Below are 21,488 nucleotides of genomic sequence, written 5' to 3' on the forward strand. Positions count from 1 at the left end.
TCTTGTATATCCCTGCTATCTTTGAGGCAATCGATCGGGAATTTAATCCAACCTACTTTTGATACATCCTGCGATAATCTTGAGGAGACATCTTCATCTCTTTGGTAAAGGCCTTAGAAAAATGAAAGGGATCATAGAAATGCAGCTTGAAAGCGATCTCTTTAATTTTTAGCAGCGTAAATTGCAAATATGAACAGGCTCTTTGCATGCGCAATTGATTGTAGTATACCATGGGCGGATAAGAGGTCTTCTGTTTGAATAAGTTGATCAAGTGCGATTTTGAATAGTTAAAATGTGAAGCAATCTCGTCCAGACTAATGTTATTTTCCAGATTGTCCTTCATAAACAGGATGATATCCTGAATGATATTATCTACTTTAATCGGATTACTTTCTTTGTATTGCGTCGCATATTTGATGGATGCCAAAAAATATTGAAAGCAAAAACTTGTGTATTCTAAATTTTCTGGACTATAGCCCATTTCCAGATTTTGGTATATACTTTCAAATAACTGAAGTCGGTCGTTGTGCTTGTTTGTGTGGTTATCATTCATGTGATTGATCTGTCCGATGATATTTTCAAAAAGAGATGCTTCAGTACCTTGAAAGTGGATCCAATAAATACTCCAGGGGTCGTTGGCTCTGGAACCATAAGAATGCGTTGTGTTTTTAGGAATGATGTAAAGATCATTTCTGGAGATATTATAAGTTATTTCATCCTGTTTGATCCACCCATGGCCGTTTTCGCAATAAATCAAAATATATTCTGCACAGCCTTCCTGACGGTCACGATAATGCTTTTTTGCATTCGGATAGTAGCCAATATGTGTGATGTGTAATTTTGAAGTAATTGCATTGGAAGCTTGGTAGTTGCACACGGAATAAGGGAGTACAATTGCCTTCTCACCTTTGAATCCTTCTGCCATCACATCCGTATCTCTATTCATAAATCAGGGAATTTGGTATATGCTATAAAAATAGTAATATTTTACATGTTTATCGTGTTCACTTACATGATTTACATACAGTATTCCACTAATTTTACGTCAATAAATCTAAATATGTAAATTCTTATGCAAAAGACCACGACGACGTATTTGCTGTTAATCACTTTTGTGGCCGCTATTGGAGGGTTTCTTTTTGGCTACGATTGGGTTGTCATTGGAGGGGCGAAGCCTTTCTATGAGGCATATTTTCATTTGGAGTCTGCTCCTGCACTTCAGGGTTGGGCGATGTCGTCAGCAATTGTAGGCAGCTTTATCGGTGTATTGCTTTCGGGAGGTCTGGCAGATCGTTACGGTCGAAAGCCCCTGATTTATATCGCGGCGATTCTTTTTATTATTTCTGCTGTAGGAACAGGTATGGCTGCCAACCTTAGTCTCTTTATTATTTATCGTGTACTGGGTGGGATAGGGATAGGTGTGGCTTCTAATCTCGCACCGATGTATATAGCGGAGATAGCGCCCGCAGAAAGCCGCGGAAAATTTGTCTCCATCAACCAACTGACGATTGTACTGGGGATACTTGCAGCACAGATTGTCAATTGGTTGATAGCAAAGCCCGTGTTGCCCGAAGAAGTTATAGCCACAACATGGAACGGACAGCAGGGCTGGCGGTGGATGTTTTGGGCGGGAGCGATTCCGGCGGTTATTTTTTTATTGCTGCTTTTCCTGATTCCGGAAAGTCCTAGATGGTTATTCAACAAAGGAAGACATGAAGAGGCCCGACAGATTTTTTTACGGATGGGTGGTGATTATTATGCCAGCAAAAGTATGGCTAACATGGAAGTTACCGATACGGATCATAATAGACTAAAGAAAAAGAACCTATTTCGGGGTAAGTTATTAAGGCTTTTGTTTCTAGGAAGTTTTATTGCGGTCTTTCAGCAATGGTGTGGCATCAACGTGATCTTCAATTATGCACAGGAGATTTTTACAGCTGCGGGATACACGGTGTCGGGGATGCTTTTCAATATAATTATAACAGGCGTGATCAATGTCATATTTACCTTCGTAGGCATGTATATGGTCGATAGGGTTGGACGCCGCGCATTAATGTTGTTCGGTGCTGCAGGACTTTTCGGTATTTATGCGGCTTTAGGTGCTTGCTACTATTTCAATTGCAGCGGCATCTTTGTACTTCTCCTGGTATTAGCTGGAATTGCGGTTTATGCAATGACATTAGCGCCGGTAACTTGGGTTATCATTGCTGAAATTTTCCCTACGGCGGTTAGAGCGCAAGCGATGGCTATAGCGACCTCGCTGTTATGGATCGCATGTTTCGTACTTACCTATACCTTTCCGATGTTGAATCAAAGCTTGGGCGCAGCGGGCACATTTTGGCTGTATGGAATAGTCTGCTTGATTGGCTATGTCTTTTTGTGGGGACAATTGAAGGAGACCAAAGGTAAAAGTCTCGAGGAGATTGAACAGGAATGGTCGGATGAAGCGATAACACCCTAAATTTTGCAGATAGTTGCCCTTTTTAATTATTAAATCAACTTAAAGTATATAATCTAATAGCTATTTACAACATGACAGAATTGACACGTTACCTGATTAAATCCACAGTCAATCAGCGCGGTATAGTAAAAGTTTGGGCGGAATCTGTGGCGATACCGACCTACGCGGTTGGCGCGATGGAGAAAAATCCGATTTTTGCTGAAAAACGTGTGTACCAAGGTAGCTCCGGTGTGGTATATCCCTATCCCATTATCGAAAAAATTAGCGACGAGAAAAAGGACAAGGTCTACCAGGCACTATTTTTAGAAAATGAATATATCAAGGTAATGATTCTGCCTGAACTCGGTGGAAGAATCCATATGGCCTACGATAAGGTTAGAGAACGACATTTTGTCTATTATAATGAAGTGATCAAACCAGCACTGGTCGGGCTTACAGGTCCCTGGATTTCCGGCGGGATCGAGTTTAATTGGCCTCAGCATCACCGCCCGACGACCTTTATGCCAACGGAATATTTAGTTGAGCATAATACGGATGGCAGTGTGACGGTATGGTGCAATGAAATCGAACGTATGTTTCGGATGAAGGCCATGCAGGGATTTACACTCTATCCCGACAAAGCCTTTATTGAAATTAAAGTGCAGGTCTACAACCGCACTGCGTTACCACAGACTTTCCTCTGGTGGGCCAATCCGGCTGTTGTCGTCAATGATGATTATTATTCTGTTTTCCCACCCGATGTAAATGCCGTATTTGATCATGGTAAAAGAGAAGTTTCAACATTCCCGATAGCAACAGGAACTTATTATAAATACGATTATTCCGCTGGAGTTGATATCGCACAATACAAGAATATTCCTGTTCCGACCTCCTATATGGCCATCCAGTCAAAATATAATTTTGTGGGCGGTTATGAAGCCGGAGATACAAATGCGGGGATGTTACACGTTGCAGACCACCATATTTCTCCGGGAAAGAAACAATGGACATGGGGGAACGGTGATTTTGGTTTGGCTTGGGACCGGAATCTGACAGACGAAAATGGCCCTTATATCGAATTAATGGCTGGTGTGTATACTGACAATCAGCCCGATTTTGCCTGGTTGCAGCCTTATGAAGTGAAATCATGGTCGCAATATTTTATGCCCTATGCGGCTGTTGGCCATGTGAAGAATGCAACGAAAGATCTTGTCCTCAATATGGAGGTCCATCAACAGTGTGCTCACATTATCCTATACGCAACAGCGGTATTTGAAGGCCTTCATATTGTTTTGAGGAATAAGCAAGGGAGAGTTTATCTGGAGGAAGAGATCTATTGTTCCCCTCGGGATATTTATAAACAAACTGTTTCTGATTTACCGGGTAATCCCTTTGATTTGATCCTTTCGGTTTATGATAGCAATGGTAATGAAATGCTGCAGTATCAATTGGAAAAGCAAAGGGATAGTAGGGATATCCCCGAACCCGCACGGGCTGTTTCAGCACCGGAATCCGTTCACTCGACGGAGGAGTTATTCCTGGCAGGACAGCATCTTGAACAATACCGGCACGCTACCTATAATCCAATGGATTACTATCTCGAGGCACTGAAACGGGATCCGCATGACGCACGGTGTAACAATGCACTGGGAGCTCTATTATTAAGAAGTGGAAAGATAGCCGAATCTATCCCATACTTCCGTACCGCAATAGCAAGGCTTACCGAACGGAATCCAAATCCTTACGATGGCGAGGCCTATTATAATCTAGGCTTAGCTTTACAATTGTCCGGTGAACTGGATGCAGCCTACGCCGCCTTTTATAAGGCAACCTGGAATGCCGCCTGGCAGGATGCGGGGTATTTTGGTCTCGCACAAATAGATTCAAAACGCGGACAATGGGATGCTGCGCTGGAAAAAATAGAACGTTCAATAAACCGAAACTGGAAACACCATAAAGCCCGGCAATTAAAAACCTCGATTTTGAGAAAACTGGGGCGGGTAGAGGAAGCGTTGGGTTACATTAAAGATTCGCTGGAAATAGACCCATTCAATATGGGCTGTCAATTTGAATGGTATCTGCTGGCAAAGGACAAGACTGTTTTGACGCCGGTTCTAGATTTATGTCAAGTAAATAGACAGAGTGTGGTAGAATATGCGCTGGATTTTGCGCAGGCTGGTCTATATGAAGAAGCCATCCAGTTATTGGAAAAAACGATCGACGATCCGCAAACTGTATACCCAATGATATATTATGCGTTGGGCTATTTTAGTGCATGTATCGGACAAAATGATCAAGCAAAAGCCTATTATGACAAAGCTCGTATCATGGACCCGACTTATTGCTTCCCAAATCGGTTGGAAGAGATCCTTATACTTCAGGATGCAATCCTGCATAATAATGACGATGCAAAAGCCTATTACTACTTGGGGAATCTATGGTACGGGCGGAGACAACATCAAGATGCAGTGGACTGCTGGGAGCAAGCCATACAATTGGATCAACAGTACCCTACCGCTTTTCGAAATTTGGCTTTGGCCTATTATAATCGAATGGACAGGAAGGAGGAAGCCGTTGCTTTGCTTGAAAAAGCATTCGCATTGGATGAGACTGATGCCCGACTGCTGATGGAATTGCACCAGCTCTATAAGAAACAAGGGTACAACTATGGGGAGAGACTGGCGCTATTGGATCGCTATGCAGACCTTGTGGTTAGCCGAGATGATCTTTTCTTGGAACGGATTACACTTTTCAATCTCCTGGGGCGATACGAAGAGGCTAGACAACTGCTGGCTTCCCGACAGTTTAAACCTTGGGAAGGTGGAGAAGGAAAGGTGTCCCGTCAATATACAATCTGTCATCTGGAATTGGCCAAGGAGCGTTTAAAAGTCAACGACCTCAAGCATGCACTTGCACTGCTTGCAGCCATTGACAGCTACCCATATAATCTTGGTGAGGGTAAACTGATTACGATGGAGGAGAACGATATTGATTACTATAAGGGCATTTTATACCGTTCAATGGGAAATGAGGCGGAAGCAACAGCCTATTTCATCAAAGCTACACAAGGGGCTCAGGAACCTCAGCAGGCTCTCTTTTATAATGATCCGCAACCTGACAAGATATTTTTTCAAGGTCTGGCCTGGCGTGAACTCAAACAAGAAGAGAAAGCTCAACAATGTTTCCAAGGTCTAATTGATCATGGTAAAGCCTACTTGGACAGACCTTTTAAAATCGATTATTTTGCCGTTTCATTGCCCGATATGGATATCTGGGAGGACGACCTTGACCTTAAAAATAGGATTCATTGTCTATATGTAATGGGCTTAGGGTACCTCGGTAAAGGAGATTTGCCTTTGGCTAAGGGCCATCTTGCACAGGTGCGGGAATTAGACCCCAACCATCAGGGTTGTCTATCTATCTTACGTTCTTATTTGGAGGAAGTCATCCTAAATAATTAATTTCAGACATGTATCGTTATCTCATTTTATTGTTTGCTCTTTTACAGAGTTACTGCCTTTGGGCGGTCGAAGGGTATCAGCTCAATCTTGCTGGTCAGTGGAGTGTACAGCTTGACCCAGAGGATGTGGGTGTGAAGAACGGGTGGACCAATAGGTCTTTCGCAACATCCATCAAACTGCCGGGGACAACAGATGACGCGAGACTGGGAACGGCGAATAGCCTAGCTCCGGCGCTCACTAAACCTCAGCTTTCCCATCTGACGAGAAAACATCGGTATGTGGGCGTAGCTTGGTACACGAAAGAGCTATCTATCCCGCGGGGCTGGGCAGGTAAGGAAATGATCCTAAAATTGGAACGGATTATATGGGAATCCACGATCTGGATTGACGGCAAAGAAGTTCCTCAAAAACAACGAAGTTTGGTAAGTGCACATGAATTTTACTTAAGCTCGTTTCTAAAGGCCGGAAAAAAGCATCGTCTGACTATTCGCATTGACAACCGAAAGAAAATGGCGATCAGTGTCGATGATATGGCACATGCCTATACAGATCATACCCAGATTATGTGGAATGGTATCATCGGTTCGATGTATATTGAAGCCTTGGATAAAATTCATGTCAAACAGTTAAGTACTTTTCCGGTTTTGAGCGCAAAGCGAGTAGATCTAAGTATAGTACTTTCGAATAAAACGCAAAAAAATACTCGTAGCACGCTCAAGGTGAGGGTTAGAGGCAAAGGCGACAAGACGTTCCTTCCGGCGGTGGACAAAGAGATTTTGCTTATGCCGGGAGATTCCAGTATACAACTCAGCTATGATCTGGGGCCGGAGATGCGGGCATGGAACGAATTTTCACCAAATCTCTATGAAGTAGAAGTAGTGTGTCATTCGACTGAGGGCACAAATGTAACAAGTACCTCTTTTGGAATGAGGGAGCTGTCAAAAAAGGGTACGGCAATGAACATCAATGGACAACCTCTTTTTCTTCGGGGTACATTGGAGTGCAATATTTTCCCGTTGACCGGACATCCACCCATGGAAGAAGCTGGGTGGCTGAAGGTATTTACGACAGCTCGGCAATGGGGACTCAACCACTTAAGGTTCCACTCTTGGTGTCCCCCGGAAGCTGCTTTTGCTGTGGCTGACGAACTTGGGTTCTATCTGCAGGTTGAATTGCCGATCTGGGAAAATAATGTGGGTAAAGATGATGCGGTTTTAGGTTTTCTATATGAGGAGGCTGACAGGATGATCAAACAATACGGTAATCATCCGTCGTTCTGCTTTTGGAGTATGGGGAATGAATTGAGCGGTGACTTTGATGCCCTTAACACACTTGTAAAACATATAAAAGAGAAAGATCAGAGACACCTCTATACGGCGACATCATTTACTTTTCAACAAGGACATGGAATTTCCGGCGAACCTTTTGATGATTTTCTGATCACCCAGTGGACGGCAAAAGGATGGGTGCGAGGGCAGGGCGTATTTAACAGTGAGCCGCCGGTTTTTAATAAGAACTACATTGCTTCATTGGAAGGTGTTTCTATTCCTGTCGTTACGCATGAGATCGGGCAATATGCCGTTTACCCCAATTTGGATGAGATTAAAAAGTATACAGGTGTATTAAAGCCGTTAAACTTTATTGCTGTAGCCGAAGATCTCAAACGCAAAGGCCTATTGCATAAAGCTAAGGCCTATACAATGTCTTCAGGTAAGCTGGCCGCAATCCTGTATAAAGAAGAGCTGGAACGTGCGCTGAAAACACCGGGCATCAGCGGTTACCAATTACTGGATCTCCATGATTTCCCTGGCCAAGGTACCGCATTGGTGGGACTGTTAGATGCCTTCTGGGATAGTAAAAATATCCTTTCGGCAGCTGAATTCAGACAGTTTTGCGCCCCTGTGGTGCCCCTGCTTCAGTTTTCCAAAGCTGTATATACGAATGATGAAGTATTTGACGGGGTTGTAGACATCAGCAATTATGGTGCTGTCACATTGAGCGATCAGTTGGTCGAGTGGTCTATGAAAGATGGGGCAAAAACTGTTGCAAAAGGTCACTTTCAAACAGTCGTAGGTCAGAGGTACAATGGGAATGTTGGCCGCTTTGAAGTACCACTTCAAGCCATACAGCAAGCCAAAAAGTTGACACTTCATATTAATCTCAAAGGCACGAGCTATGAAAATCACTGGAATATATGGGTTTATCCCAAAGAAAATCAAAATGATTTTACTGAAGTAAGCTATACAAGGGAGCTGGACGACGCTTTACGGCTGTTGCAGGCTGGCAAAAAGGTTCTTTTAAATCCTGACTGGAAAAAAATTACAGGTATTGAAGGTAAATTTGTCCCAGTATTCTGGAGTCCGGTACATTTTCCGAAGCAGGCCGGAACAATGGGGTTACTCTGTGATCCAAAACATCCAGTGTTTGGTAGTTTTCCAACAGATGGGCATACAGACTGGCAGTGGTGGGATCTGCAGATCAACTCCACAACAATGGTCATAGATCAGATCAAAGGTGGAAAAGCCCTTGTCGAAATGATAGATAATTTTGCAAACAATAGAAAACTGGCTACACTCTTTGAGGGTTCGGTGGGGAAAGGTAAACTGATGGTGGCGTCATTTGATCTGGCGACTGATTTAAACAACAGGCCCGTCGCAAGACAGATGCTGCAATCCATACTCACCTATATGAATAGTTCGAGGTTTGCGCCAAAAGTTATCGAAAATCCTGAGGTATTACAAAAGATTCTGCAATATAAAGAGCCGCAGGAAAAGGCAGCTCCGAAAGCTATTTATTAAATATTATTTGGCTAATTTTCTGGTCACTATGGCGGTCTGTTCGTTATAATGGTCGATTTTGACTGTTGTTCATACTATTCTTTTGTTTCACTCGTTTTTAAGAGAACCACATTACTGTCTTTTCTTAAGTTAACAGAAATAAAAAAAATGACGAATAACGAGTTAAGAGCACTTGCTGAATGTTCACGTAGGGGCGATATAACAGGGATAGCGCAAATTTTTGCCTCGGCAACCAACAAAGCTGAATTTCAGGACTACGAGTTGAACGGCACCGTCAGCCAATTGATCAGATCACAGCACTATGACGTGTTGGACGAATTTATTGATAAGGGGTTTATTTCAACAGACCTTTATGATTATGATCGCTTTAGTTCAACCGTTATCACGGCCTTGTTAAAGCCGCAGATTTCAACGGAAGAACAGCTGGAAGCTTATTTAGCCTGGTTTAAGGGGTATCTGGAGCGTATAGATGATATTAATGAAGAAGTCGCCGGCACCACCTTATTTGAATATGCAATACAGGAAAATGTCAGCATGGCATTGTTGAAAGCCATTGCCGAAGCTGGAGCTGATTTACAGCGCATGGATCAATATGGACAGACGCTGCTTTTTAAAGTTTGTAACCTCCGTATGCAATCTGCGGATCGCATTGTGGAGCTGGTGGAATGGTTGTTATCCGAGGGTGTCGATCCCAATATCAGCAATGTCGAGCAGAAGACAGCTTTGCACATGGCTGTAGATACCATAAAAATGCCCGCCGTGGTCAAGTTACTGGATGCAGGTGCAGACCCCGGACTGAAGGACTGGCATGGTGAAAGTGTTTTTCATTATGCCGCCACAAGACAGTTTAATCCAGAACTATTGGAATTGCTTCTAAATTATGGGGTGCCAGATTTCCATAGTACCACTAAACAAGGGGAGAATCTGCTTAATGCTTTCCTGCGCACAATGCATACGGACAGTGACCAAAATTTAAAAATTCTTTCCATGCTATTGGAGCATGGTGCAGATTTTACCGAACCTTCGCTCTGGTATCAGAAAGAAAAGACCGGAGTCGACTGGTTGATAGAGAAGTCCGCTACCGTGTTGCAAGATGTAATATCAAAAGGATATCTGGATGTAAACTATATTGATAATGAAGGGAACACACTCCTACATAAGGTCTGTCAAGAACAAATCAATTACGATGAAAATAAAGCACGGGATCTATACAAGAAAGTGAAGTTTTTAGTAGCTGAAGGAATTGATCCTCAGATAGAAAATAGCAAGGACAAAAAAGCGGTTGATTATGCCATGGAGGACAATCTCAAGGTAAAGACCGTGGAGTGGTTATTAAAGCAATAAATAAAAAGAAAATTCATGTCTCAATCATTTATAGTTGCATGCGAAGGGGGAAAACGCAAGATTGCTGAAATCTTGTTGGAAAAGAACCAAGTCGATGTGTCATATACGGATGAATTAGGTCGAACAGCATTACATTATGCAGCTCATCGCGGATATTTGGATCTGGTAAAAAAGTTGGTCGAGGCCGGTGCGGCGGTGGATTATGAAGACCATCGCGGTGAGACACCATTGTATTTTGCCCTGCTACAAAAGCAGAAGCAAACCGCGGCTTATTTACTGGACAAAAACGCCAATATTCATATCAATGACTTCTTGGGCAATAGCTTATTACATATTACCGCACGGACCGGACAGCAGGAGATGGCTGAGAAACTGATCGCTGCAGGATTGGATGTAAATGCATTGAACAATGATGCGGAGTCGCCTTTGTTGTTGGCTGTGCAGGCAAAATATCCCCCTGTCGTTCAATTGCTGGTGTCACAAGGAGCCAATTTGGACATCACCGATAAAGCAGGCAATACCGCACTCAACATTGCAGTAGCATTGGGGTCGGTGCCCATTGTAAATATGTTGTTGGATAATGGCGCCGCAGTCAACACGTTGAACGATCAAAGCGAAGGCCCCTTGCTATTAGCCGTGAAAATGGGGAATCGTGTGCTCGCACAGAGATTACTAGAACAAGGCAGTGATATTTTTGCTGAGTCTGCCGAAGGGATCTCTCCAGTTTGGTACGTCTGTAATAGCAATCAAAAGGAGCTACTGGCGTTGTTTTTGGAAAGAGGGCTTTCTGCGGATTACGCTCGCCCTGTAGATTCATTTGATGGAAAGGATGGAAAGTATATGGAAAAGCTGATCGAGCGCACTGGTGGACGTACTTTTATTCTTGGATTTGAACCTCATTATGCCGGTGAAACATTATTACATACTGCTACGAAAATGGGTTATCTGTCTTTGGTAAAACAGCTGTTGGATAGTGGTGCGACTATAGACAAGCAGGATGCCTCCGGTAATACAGCTTTGCACTATGCGGCAGCATATGGGAAAAAAGATGTATTGCGTTATTTGCTTTCAAACGGTGCGCTGACTGATATTTCTAATGTTCTTGAGCAAAAGCCAATAGATTATTCCAATATGCAGGGATTTAATGAGATAACAAGATTATTGATAGACTTCGGTGCGAAAACAAACGCAGTGGATGATGGTCCCATCAGTGCAGGTGCCAGCATAGCACCACCAGCTTCGCCGATGGATATGGGGCTGAAAAAACAAGCTTTGTTTGATTTAAAGGATCTGCTGGATGCCGGAATTATCAATCAAGAAGAATTTGACCAGGAAAAAGCAAAGATATTGAAGGCCTGATCATCGGATCAAGCAGAATTCTTGGGGGGAATTGAAAAAATACTTAGTTTAGTGTTTTTAAAAACTAGAGAACACTTGGAAGCTGCCGAACGTAAATTATTATCCTTGTTAATGCCCGAAGGGCTATTAGAATATTTTCAGATTTTAGAAGTAGATCAGGTAGAAGATCAACTTCATATCTATTTAGATGAGCTTAATATTACTCCAGCGGGTTATGAAAATAGTAACCTAGAATCAAAAGGTTTTATGCCTTCTACGGAGATTTCCGATTTTCCCATTCGGGGGCAGAAAGTTACCCTGCATATCCGTCGTCGTCGTTGGACTGTTTTGGACACTGGAGAGATTATCACAAGAGATTGGAATCTAGTACGTGAGGGTACCCGAATGACAACAGAATTCGGGCTTTTTTTAAAGAAGATATTTGGATAACCATCCTGTAAGTGCCCAGTTAGTAGGTTTGTTCTTTCAGATGGATGGCAAGCTGCTACAAGATCAATATAAGAATCATCTGAGCGATTTCCATGATTGGGATCAAAAATCACATGCAGAGAATTGGACACTATTTCCACAGAATATAGCTGAACACTTAAGTATTGATGAGACCAGTTTTAGTAATGGTGAACTTTATACCATTGTAAGTAGTAAATCTGCAAAAGGTAGGAAAGGAACCATTCTAGCGACAATCAAGGGAACAAAAGCGGAAGATATTATCGCTGTATTAGAGCGAATTCCTCTTGGTACAAGAAACAAGGTTAAAGAGGTGACCATGGATATGGCTCCTAATATGGCTAAGGCTATCCGTAGATGTTTCAGAAATGCCAGGCGGGTAATAGATCGTTTTCATGTTCAAAAGCTAGCATACGATGCTGTTCAGGAACTACGGATCCAGTATCGCTGGGAAGTATTGGATATAGAAAGCCAAAAAATAAAGGATGCAAGAAAGCAAAGTCTTCCTTATGAGCCAGAGGTATTATCCAATGGAGACACCATCAGGCAACTATTGGCTAGATCTAGACATCTGTTGTTCAAGCACCCTGGGCGGTGGACAGAAAGTCAAAAACATCGTGCAGAGTTATTGTTTATTCGCTTCCCAAAGCTAAGACAAGCATATGATTTAGGGATTGCTCTGGGTGCTATTTTTACCAAATGCAAAGACAAAACACTTGCCTTTACCAAATTGGGTCTGTGGCATAATCAAGTGGAGAATGCGGGCATCCTATCTTTTGAGAGTGTAGCAAAGTCTATTGCAGCACACCACCCTGAAATCCTGCATTACTTTGACAACAGGAGCACAAATGCTTCAGCTGAGTCTTTCAATGCTAAATTAAAGGCTTTTCGCAGTGTATTCCGTGGTGTAAGAGATACTACTTTTTTCTTGTATAGGGTGATGAAATTGTATGCCTAATTATCTTTAACCCCCAAACTTTCGGTATGATCCTGATCATCATGGTTATTATTGCGTGTACATAGAAACAAAAAGACCTGCAAATTTTACATTTGCAGGTCTTTTTTTGTAGCCCGTAGGGGAATCGAACCCCTGTTTCAAGAATGAAAATCTTGCGTCCTAACCCCTAGACGAACGGGCCATTTTCTTTGTGATGCTGCAAATATAGAAGCTTTTTCAATAAGCGCAAAAAAAAAGTGCGTTTATATCGCTAATTCGCTGAAATTGAGAAAAATTATTTTTTAAGCGATCTCAGCCAACAGCATATGCAAGCATATATTCATTGAATTTTTCATAATGTACGTCAAAAGTCTGCTTGTGGTGGTTGCTGTCCAGTTCGAGTTTTAAGACACCTTGTTTTTGGTAGTCGAAGGGCTGTATCGTCATGTTGTTTAAGAAAGAGACCCCCGCATTCCCCTGAAGTTTATAGATGGCCTCTTTGGCACACCAACAGGCATACAACTGCTCGTATCGTGTATCGTCCTGTGTAATAAAAGCAAATTCAACGGGTTTGAGAAATTTATGTTGGATCCGCTCAACTTTTGTTTTGATAATTTCCATGTCGATCCCAACCTCCCCCTCGGTACTTATCATTGCGGCGGCATAGTCAAAGGAGTGCGAAAGTGATATCTTCTGTGGAAAATTGGCTAAATAAGGTTTACCGTTCGCATCGGAAGGGCAATCTATATAACGCGAAGTATTCAGAAGGGTCCGCAATAAGACACGTGTAGCAAGCCAATGTAACCTTCGTTTACCTTGATTAAAAGAACCCAGTTTAGCCTTCTCGCGCTCGTCCAGCTGAAGTTTGGATAACAGATCATCATCGGATTCTTCAATCCGCCAAATGGCAAATTTGGTTTGGCCATCTATTTCACGTAAATACACTAGACTCATACCCAAATTTAAAAAACAAATTGCAAATTATCGCATGTTCAATCAGGAGCGATTAGATAAACCGTCGTGTAGAATACAGACAGCAGGGGGAAAGCTGATTTTGGTACGCCCGTCAAAATGAACGAACTGAGCTGGTCGAAGCTTTAAAAGAGTCAATTCTCAATAAAAGCTGTACTTTAAATAAAAAATAGCGTAAAAATTTGTGTGAGAACCGTATTTTTGAATTTATATAGCATGGCCTGATGCTCTTGCTATCTTGATACACATGATTTTATCGGATAAAAGAATTCTTGAAGAGATTGAAAATGGCAGTATTGTCATTCAACCGTTTGACCGTAAGTGTTTAGGAACAAATTCCTACGATGTACATTTGGGCAAATATTTGGCAACCTATGCAGACCGCGTACTGGATGCCAAAAAACATAATGAAATTGATCATTTTGAAATACCGGAGGAGGGTTTTGTATTGGAACCTAATACCTTGTATTTGGGTGTAACACAGGAATATACAGAAACACATAAACATGTTCCTTTTTTGGAAGGAAAATCGAGTACTGGCCGTTTGGGAATTGACATCCATGCAACAGCTGGTAAAGGGGATGTGGGATTTTGTAATACGTGGACCTTGGAGATATCTGTCGCACAGCCCGTCAGGGTCTATGCTGGAATGCCAATCGGTCAACTGATTTATTTTGCTGTAGAAGGCGAAATCGAGACGTTTTACAATACAAAGGGGAATGCAAAGTATAATGGCAAGACCATACGTCCTGTCGAATCCATGATGTGGAAGAATAGTTTCTAAATGAAAAACGTTGGATGGATCATTTTAGGGATGCTGCTGATTATCGTGATCAGTGGATTGCTTTATTATTTTGTTCATCCAATGTTTGGCGGAAGCTTTAAAGGCGCCCGATTAGAGCGGATGAAACAGTCGCCAAACTTCAGAGATGGCGTATTTCATAATCTTGAAGTGACTCCCTCCCTAAAGAATGATGTAAATATCGTCTCTTTAATGTGGGATTTTCTTTTCAATAAAAAGCCGGGGCTGAAGCCATTGGTTGTGTTACCGGCGGTGAAATGTGATCTGAAAAATCTGCCGGCACAGGATCTTTTGGTCTGGTTTGGACACTCTTCTTATCTGCTGAAAATTGATGGCAAACTATTGCTCGTCGATCCCGTATTCAGTGAAAATGCTTCACCCGTACCGGGAAGTAACAAGGCTTTTAAAATTGCCGTGGATTATACAGCGGCAGACTTTCCTGAAATAGATTTCCTTTTTATTTCCCATGATCACTATGACCATCTCGATTATGAGACTGTAACCAAACTACGGGAGAAAGTCGGTCGGGTTATCTGTGGTTTAGGGGTGGGGGCGCATTTTGAATCCTGGGGTTATAAACCAGAACAGATTGTCGAGGGCGATTGGTATGATCAGGTTACTCTTCAGCCTGATTTTCAGGTAACTTTTACCCCCGCAAGACATTTTTCAGGCCGTAGATTTACAAGAAATAATACCCTTTGGACTTCCTTTGTCCTGAAAACAACGAAATACAATTTGTTTTTAGGTGGTGACAGTGGTTATGGTAAGCATTTCAAGACAATAGGGGATCGATTCGGCCCGTTTGATCTGGCTATATTGGAGAACGGGCAGTATAATGATGCCTGGCATTATATCCATTCGTTGCCCGAAGAATGGGGGCTTGAAACCAGAGACTTACAAGCCAAAGTCACTTTGCCCGTTCATTCGTCAAAATTTGCCTTGGCAATGCATGGATGGAAAGAACCAATGGAAAAGTTTTATGAAATTGCCCAAAAAGAAAACAGTAAACTCATTACACCGAAAATAGGGGAACTGGTGCATCTGGACAAACTGGATACAATATATGCTCCCTGGTGGCGGGAAGTCAATTAAATTATACCTTGTTCTTTTCAGCAATCCACAGTGACATATATTTTGTGCTCTGTACAGTGTGATGTAGGAGGATCTGGCTAATAAAATTGTGTTGCCGATGTTTGTCCAGCTGTACCTTCAGTAAGGATAGATTGGTCATAAAGTCCGCTTGATATTTGCGTTTCTCGTAGCGGTCGTTGATGATACGGATACCATTGGCCTGCGCTGTTGCCCAGGCGACTTTGTCGTTATAAAGCGCCATGGTTTTTTGGCAGAAAGCTTCGGGTTCATCTTCAATAAAACCATTCCAGGATAGATTTCCCTTCATCGCCTCAGCGCCAATCGATGTTGTGACGGTGGGGGTACCGGTATGCATGGCGTCGATAAATTTGCCTTTCACTCCGGCCCCAAATTGAATCGGCGCAATCAATAGTCTGTAGTTGGACATGGTGTCCTTTGCAGAATCTGTTCTTCCTTTGATATGAAAATTCTCTTTGGGATTATGTAACTGAAGTACTTTCTGTGTCGGATATGCCCCATAGATATGTAACTCTACTTTAGGGAGCATTTTACGAAGAACTGGCCAAATCGTTGTCTTTAGGTATTGCACGGTATGCCAGTTGGGTTCATGGATGAAGTTGCCGATAAATAGCAGATTTCTTCGTTCTTCAAATGACTTCCATGCATTCGTCTGGTCGACCGTAATTTCATCTTCCAGAAAAGGTAGATAGTATAGGATATCAGGCGAAATCCGAAACACTTCCGTCAGGATTTTCATTTCAGACTCCGAGATAATTAATGATAGATCACAACGCAATATGGAGGCAATCTCCCGCTTTGCCGTGTCTGTAAACAATTCCTGAAAGGAAAAATCGTCTTTATTTTTGACGCAGGTTTGCCGTGCCTGTCGTAAGAAATGGAGGTCCTCGGTGTCGAGCACCCGAAGTGCATCGGGACACTGTTGAGCCACCCTCCAGCCATATTGCTCCTCGACCATGAACCTGTCGAATACAACAATATCGGGTTGTAACCATGCAATAAATTCGTCAAAACTATCACTATTGAGCACAATAGCCTGTTCGCTAATACCTCGCGACTTTAATGGTGCACTATAGGGAGATTTGGCTGCTGCAGAAGCAAAGGTTATTTGATAAGAACGATCCAGGAATGTCTCGATCAGTTGCATCATCCGAAAACCGGCGGCTGATGATGTTGGTTCTGGCCAAACCAGTCCGATGAACAATACCCTTTTCTCTTTCATGGGTGAAAATTACTGATTAATGTCAAAAGAATTGATGAAAACTTAACAATTTGTCATTTTGAAACGATTAGCTTTATTTCGTGTTTATATATACGGTACGGTTATTAGACAATAAACGATAATATGGGCAAGACTATTGTTCAACGCATTAGACGTTTTTCACCAAAAACCTATTGGAAGGAACTAATAGCTGTTTTGGTTATTTTATTGGCTTTCGTTTTTTTTAGAAATGAAAGGAAAGAACTCGCTGCCATTATTCCGCAGTTAAAAGCGGCAGATCTAACCTGGGTTTCGGTCGGCATCTGTATAACCCTGCTCTATGTCCTATTGCAAGGGGTGATGTATGTGCAGAGTTTCAAAGCCATTGGTCTCTCGATCAATTTGAAAATTGCCATAGATCTATTCCTAAAAAGAAATCTGCTCAGTGTATTTCTTCCTGCGGGCGGCATTAGTTCCCTCGCTTATACAACTACTCAGTTGCGAAAGCGGAATCTGAATACGACACAGATTCATCAGGCTGGCGCACTGTATGGGTATGTCGGACTGTTAACCGTCTTTATGATTGGTGTCCCCGTCATATTGTATACAATTTGGGACAATAAAAATTTTGGTGATGCCTGGATTTCACTGTTAATTTTGGGTATACTGCTCGCTATTGTATTCTGGCTCGTATGGTCTTTCCGTACACACAAAGGAATTTACCGTTGGGTAGAACTAAAATTTCCTGCTGTTGCCTCTAATATAGACGAGATATTTTCCGGGGAAGTAAAAATGAAATATCTTCTGGGTACCGTGTTGGCGTCTATGGTTGTTGAATGCTGTGGGATAGCCCATGCTTTTGTCAGCATGTATGCGCTGGACTTGGATCATTCCTTTGAAGCAGCGGCTATCGCCTATACCGTTTCAGTGGTTTTAATGATTGTGTCACCTTTTTTAAGAGGTTTGGGAGCCGTGGAATTAACGATGCTGTATATCTTCAAGGCCTATGGCTACGGTCAGGCAGAAGGCTTGGGAATAACCATTCTTTATCGTGTATTTGAGTTTTGGTTGCCACTATTGTTAGGGTTAATCGCTTTCGCTTGGCGGGGTAGACAGCTTTTGGCGCGTGTAGGGCCAGCACTGCTGATCTTCTTCTTGGGCATGGTCAATATTGTGTCGGTGCTGACACCGCCTTTGGCCGATCGCATGAAGCTAGATCGGTTTTATTTACCCCTTGAAGCAATCCATGCATCTAAGTTTATGGTTTTTGTTCTAGGAGTAGGTTTGTTGGTTACGTCGGCTTATTTGATCAAAGGTTTTCGTGTAGCCTTTTGGATCGCTGTTATTTTTAGTACACTGTCGTTATTTGGGCATGTGTTTAAAGCGTTGGACTATGAAGAGGCATCGGTGGCCTTAATGACGCTCGTTTTTTTGGGGATCAGTTATAAGCAATACCCAATTAAAAGCAATATTCGCTGGGTGAGGATCGGGTTTGTAACATTCGTCGTTGCATTGGTCGGGGTCTGTTTATTCGATGTATTGAGCTTCTACTTTATCGATAAGCAACATTTTGGAGTTGAATTTACTTGGCGGCAATCCATTTATCATACCGCAAAGAGCTTTTTGTTGTTCGCCGATGACGATCTGATGCCACATACCAATTTTGGGCAGGAATTCTTACGCATTACGCAGGTCCTGGGGATTTTTTGCTGGTTCCTTCTGATCTATGCGCTCGCCCGGCCACGCCTGATCGCAGATGAAGATTCTAGTAAATCCGAACGTGAACGGGCGCAACAGCTACTGGATGAATTCGGACAGTCTCCCATGGATTTTTTCAAACTCGGGAAAGACAAATATCTTTTTTTCTCTGAGATTTCCGAAGGGTTTACCGCCTATAGATTGGCAAATGAGTTTGCCATAGTATTGGATGAGCCGGTTTGTGAACAGGGGGATAAAGAAGAGCTTGTCGAGGAGTTCGATCGTTATTGTTATGCCAATGGATTAAAAGCGATTTATTATCGGGTCGATGAAAACAGCCTGGTTCATTTCTCATCGCTTCGTAAGCAGAAGATCACCATTGGGCAAGAAGCTGTTTTGGAACTGGAAACATTTACGCTCGAAGGAAAAGAGCGTAAATCATTGCGCAATGGACTGAATGCAATCCAGAAAAAGGGATTTACAACCGCAGTGCTGAAGGCTCCGCAGCATGCAGCAGTCCTTGATGAGCTTCGGGCTATTTCGGACGAATGGCTAAGAGAATTTGATAAAAAAGAAATGGTTTTTTCTCAGGGAATGTTCAATACCGCAGAACTGATCGAACAGGATATTATTGTGCTTAAAAATGGGAACGGTAAAATCGTCGCTTTCTTGAACGTCATTCCCGATTATGCCAAAGATGAATGCACTTATGATATGATCCGAAAATCACTGGAAGCACCCAGCGGGAGCATGGATGCGTTGATTGTAGAGATGATCAGTTATGCAAAAGCGCTAAAATATAGTTACCTGAATCTGGGAATGGTTCCGATGACGGGGCTGGAAGCAACAGAGAGCCCCGCAGAAAAGATTATGAAATTTGCGTCAACGCGACTTGGGAATTTTAAACATTATCACAGCTTACGTGATTTTAAAGCGAAGTATGCGACTTTTTGGGAAAACAAATACCTTATCTTTGATCATGATTTTGATCTGATACAGCTTCCGGTTGCGCTAGTTAAAGTAATGAAACCGAATGATTAGTATCATCTTGAGCGTTATTCGGCGAGTAATACTGATCCTATGAAGAAGTTGACCGTTTTATTTATCATTGGTTGCATGGCATTTCATGCCCTCGCCCAACAACGTTTGATCGAGATGAAATATTGGAACAACAAAACGGTATTGCCCCTGGTCCTTTATTTGAGTGGAGATGGTGGTTTCAATTCTTTTTCGAATAAGATCTGTCGGTTAATTGCCGATGCTGGATATGCTGTGGCTGCGATTGATTCCAAGAGCTATTTTTGGAAGAAAAAAACACCTAAGGATATCGCTGCGGATATGTCAAATACACTCAAAAATCTGATGTTGTCTCGACAGAATCACCAGCTTTTTATTGTGGGATATTCGTTTGGAGCAGATGCGGTACCTTTTATCATAAACCGTATCGATCCCTTAATAAAGAAAAATGTACGTAGCATTGTGTTACTGGAACCATCGGTATCGACCGATCTGGAGATACATATTGCCGATATTTTGGGTAGAAGCAGCACCAAGCGGAGCCTTGATGTAGTTGCTGAGATAAACCGGATAGAAGGTGTCAAAACAAGTGTGGTGTTAGGAGATGATGAGGCCGAATTTCCGGTAAAAAAGATTACATTAAAAAACTTTAATAAGAAATATCTTTCGGGTGGACATCACTTTAGCGGCAATGCGGAGCAGGTCGTTAAAACAACATTATCTCTTTTTTGATATTTCTTATCCTAGATCAAATAAATTACGAAATGGAGCCGCTATTTTTGAATTAGTTTTAAATAGAGAAGACACATGGAATTAGGAATAGGAATGTTTGGTGACTCCAGGATAGATCCCGCTACAGGTCAGATTCAGGCGCCACAGGATAGAATGAAAGAAATTATTGAGGAAATCAAACTGATGGATCAGGTTGGACTGGATTTCTTTGGTATCGGTGAACATCATCGGGCAGATTATGCTGTTGCTGCCCCGGAGATCATATTGGCTGCTGCGGCTACGGTGACAAAGGACATCAAGCTGGGCAGTGCTGTTTCCGTATTGAGTTCGGCGGACCCCGTCAAACTATATCAGGATTTTGCGACAGTTGATCTCTTGTCTGATGGTCGGGCAGAGCTGATGGCGGGCAGAGGGTCATTTATTGAGTCATTTCCGCTCTTTGGATATGACCTAAAGGATTATTCAGATCTGTTTGAAGAGAAATTGGAATTATTACTCCGGTTGAATAAACAAAATCCGGTTACCTGGCGCGGAAATTTTAGGGCTCCTTTGATCAACCAGGAAATTTTTCCACGTCCAAAGAACGGATCTTTGCCGATCTGGGTTGCAGTAGGTGGTACTACATCATCTGTTATTCGTGCCGGAAAACTCGGTTTGCCGGTCATGTTCGCAATTATTGGAGGGATGTATGAAAGTTTCGACCATTTGTTTGAAATGTATCGCCAGGCGTATGAAGATAATGGACACGATATGTCAAAATTTCAGGTCGGGGTGCATATGCACGCCTTTTTTGGGGATAATAGCAGGCAGATTGCAGATTACTATTATCCCATCTACTCGGCACAGATGGATCGTGTCGGAGCTAGCCGCGGATGGCCACCTTATCAGCGGACACAATATGATTTTGGCAGGTCTTCAAGGGGGCATCTTATTGTTGGGGATGCTGAATATGCCGTTGACAAAATTTTGGCAATTCATGAAAAATTTGGATTGACGCGTTTTTCGGCGCATATGGACGTTGGTGCTCCGGGACATAAAGAGACGTTGCGGTCAATTGAAATTTACGGTGAAAAAATAGCGCCTAAAATTAGAGCAGTACTCAATAAAGATAGCTAAAGAACACATTATCATTTTTTTTAAGCAGAGATATTGCCTACCTTTGCCAATAAA

Annotated in this window: 15 protein-coding genes and 1 tRNA gene; 12 read left to right on the forward strand and 4 right to left on the reverse strand. The window is 42.4% G+C overall.

The window, feature by feature from the left end; all coding sequences use genetic code 11:
- Positions 1-52: 52 nt before the first annotated feature.
- Entirely contained in the window at positions 53-946 is an 894-nt protein-coding gene (locus DCO56_RS15040; RefSeq protein ID WP_108634610.1) for an AraC family transcriptional regulator, read from the reverse strand.
- Positions 947-1,072: 126 nt separating this feature from the next.
- On the opposite strand from DCO56_RS15040, the gene DCO56_RS15045 reads away from it, so the two are divergent.
- From DCO56_RS15045 to DCO56_RS15075, 7 genes are all read left to right on the forward strand, one after another.
- Positions 1,073-2,461: a sugar porter family MFS transporter gene (locus DCO56_RS15045; protein WP_108634611.1), complete on the forward strand. Its 1,389-nt coding sequence runs from the start codon at positions 1,073-1,075 to the stop codon at positions 2,459-2,461.
- Positions 2,462-2,532: 71 nt separating this feature from the next.
- A complete protein-coding gene (locus DCO56_RS15050) occupies positions 2,533-5,901 on the forward strand; it encodes a DUF5107 domain-containing protein (protein ID WP_108634612.1) in 3,369 nt (1,122 codons plus the stop codon).
- 8 nt (positions 5,902-5,909) lie between these two features.
- A complete protein-coding gene (locus DCO56_RS15055) occupies positions 5,910-8,699 on the forward strand; it encodes a sugar-binding domain-containing protein (protein WP_108634613.1) in 2,790 nt (929 codons plus the stop codon).
- A 147-nt stretch (positions 8,700-8,846) separates the two neighbouring features.
- On the forward strand, positions 8,847-10,043 hold the full coding sequence (locus DCO56_RS15060; protein WP_181390569.1) for an ankyrin repeat domain-containing protein: 1,197 nt from the start codon (positions 8,847-8,849) through the stop codon (positions 10,041-10,043).
- Positions 10,044-10,058: 15 nt separating this feature from the next.
- Positions 10,059-11,402 carry an ankyrin repeat domain-containing protein gene (locus DCO56_RS15065; RefSeq protein ID WP_108634615.1) on the forward strand — a complete coding sequence of 448 codons (1,344 nt, stop codon included), beginning with the start codon at positions 10,059-10,061 and terminating at the stop codon, positions 11,400-11,402.
- 51 nt (positions 11,403-11,453) lie between these two features.
- On the forward strand, positions 11,454-11,831 hold the full coding sequence (locus DCO56_RS15070) for an ISAon1 family transposase N-terminal region protein (protein ID WP_245935753.1): 378 nt from the start codon (positions 11,454-11,456) through the stop codon (positions 11,829-11,831).
- Positions 11,824-12,807, forward strand: coding sequence for an ISAon1 family transposase (locus tag DCO56_RS15075; protein WP_245935752.1), 984 nt, complete (start codon positions 11,824-11,826; stop codon positions 12,805-12,807). The genes DCO56_RS15070 and DCO56_RS15075 overlap by 8 nt, the downstream gene beginning before the upstream one ends.
- Positions 12,808-12,916: 109 nt before the next feature.
- On the opposite strand, the gene DCO56_RS15080 is transcribed toward DCO56_RS15075, so the two are convergent.
- Positions 12,917-12,988 (reverse strand) — tRNA-Glu (locus tag DCO56_RS15080).
- 110 nt (positions 12,989-13,098) lie between these two features.
- Entirely contained in the window at positions 13,099-13,740 is a 642-nt protein-coding gene (locus tag DCO56_RS15085; RefSeq protein ID WP_108634616.1) for a 4'-phosphopantetheinyl transferase family protein, read from the reverse strand.
- Between the two features lie 265 nt (positions 13,741-14,005).
- On the opposite strand from DCO56_RS15085, the gene dcd reads away from it, so the two are divergent.
- Both dcd and DCO56_RS15095 read left to right on the forward strand, forming a co-directional pair.
- Entirely contained in the window at positions 14,006-14,542 is a 537-nt protein-coding gene (gene dcd, locus DCO56_RS15090; protein WP_108634617.1) for a dCTP deaminase, read from the forward strand.
- A complete protein-coding gene (locus tag DCO56_RS15095) occupies positions 14,543-15,652 on the forward strand; it encodes an MBL fold metallo-hydrolase (RefSeq protein WP_108634618.1) in 1,110 nt (369 codons plus the stop codon).
- Between the two features lies 1 nt (position 15,653).
- Here the strand turns inward: DCO56_RS15095 and DCO56_RS15100 are convergent, their stop codons facing one another.
- Positions 15,654-16,892 carry a glycosyltransferase gene (locus DCO56_RS15100; protein WP_108634619.1) on the reverse strand — a complete coding sequence of 413 codons (1,239 nt, stop codon included), beginning with the start codon at positions 16,890-16,892 and terminating at the stop codon, positions 15,654-15,656.
- A 123-nt stretch (positions 16,893-17,015) separates the two neighbouring features.
- Between DCO56_RS15100 and DCO56_RS15105 the strand changes: the two genes are divergently transcribed.
- The 3 genes from DCO56_RS15105 to DCO56_RS15115 all read left to right on the forward strand — a co-directional run bounded on the left by DCO56_RS15105 (position 17,016) and on the right by DCO56_RS15115 (position 21,434).
- Positions 17,016-19,610, forward strand: a complete 2,595-nt coding sequence (locus DCO56_RS15105) for a phosphatidylglycerol lysyltransferase domain-containing protein (protein ID WP_108634620.1) — start codon at positions 17,016-17,018, stop codon at positions 19,608-19,610.
- Between the two features lie 39 nt (positions 19,611-19,649).
- Positions 19,650-20,318 carry an AcvB/VirJ family lysyl-phosphatidylglycerol hydrolase gene (locus DCO56_RS15110; RefSeq protein WP_108634621.1) on the forward strand — a complete coding sequence of 223 codons (669 nt, stop codon included), beginning with the start codon at positions 19,650-19,652 and terminating at the stop codon, positions 20,316-20,318.
- Positions 20,319-20,393: 75 nt separating this feature from the next.
- Positions 20,394-21,434 (forward strand): Atu2307/SP_0267 family LLM class monooxygenase, encoded by a 1,041-nt coding sequence (locus tag DCO56_RS15115; protein WP_108634622.1) that lies wholly within the window; start codon positions 20,394-20,396, stop codon positions 21,432-21,434.
- The last annotated feature ends 54 nt before the right edge of the window (positions 21,435-21,488 follow it).

The sequence above is a fragment of the Sphingobacterium athyrii genome (assembly GCF_003071065.1).
Classification (GTDB): domain Bacteria; phylum Bacteroidota; class Bacteroidia; order Sphingobacteriales; family Sphingobacteriaceae; genus Sphingobacterium; species Sphingobacterium athyrii.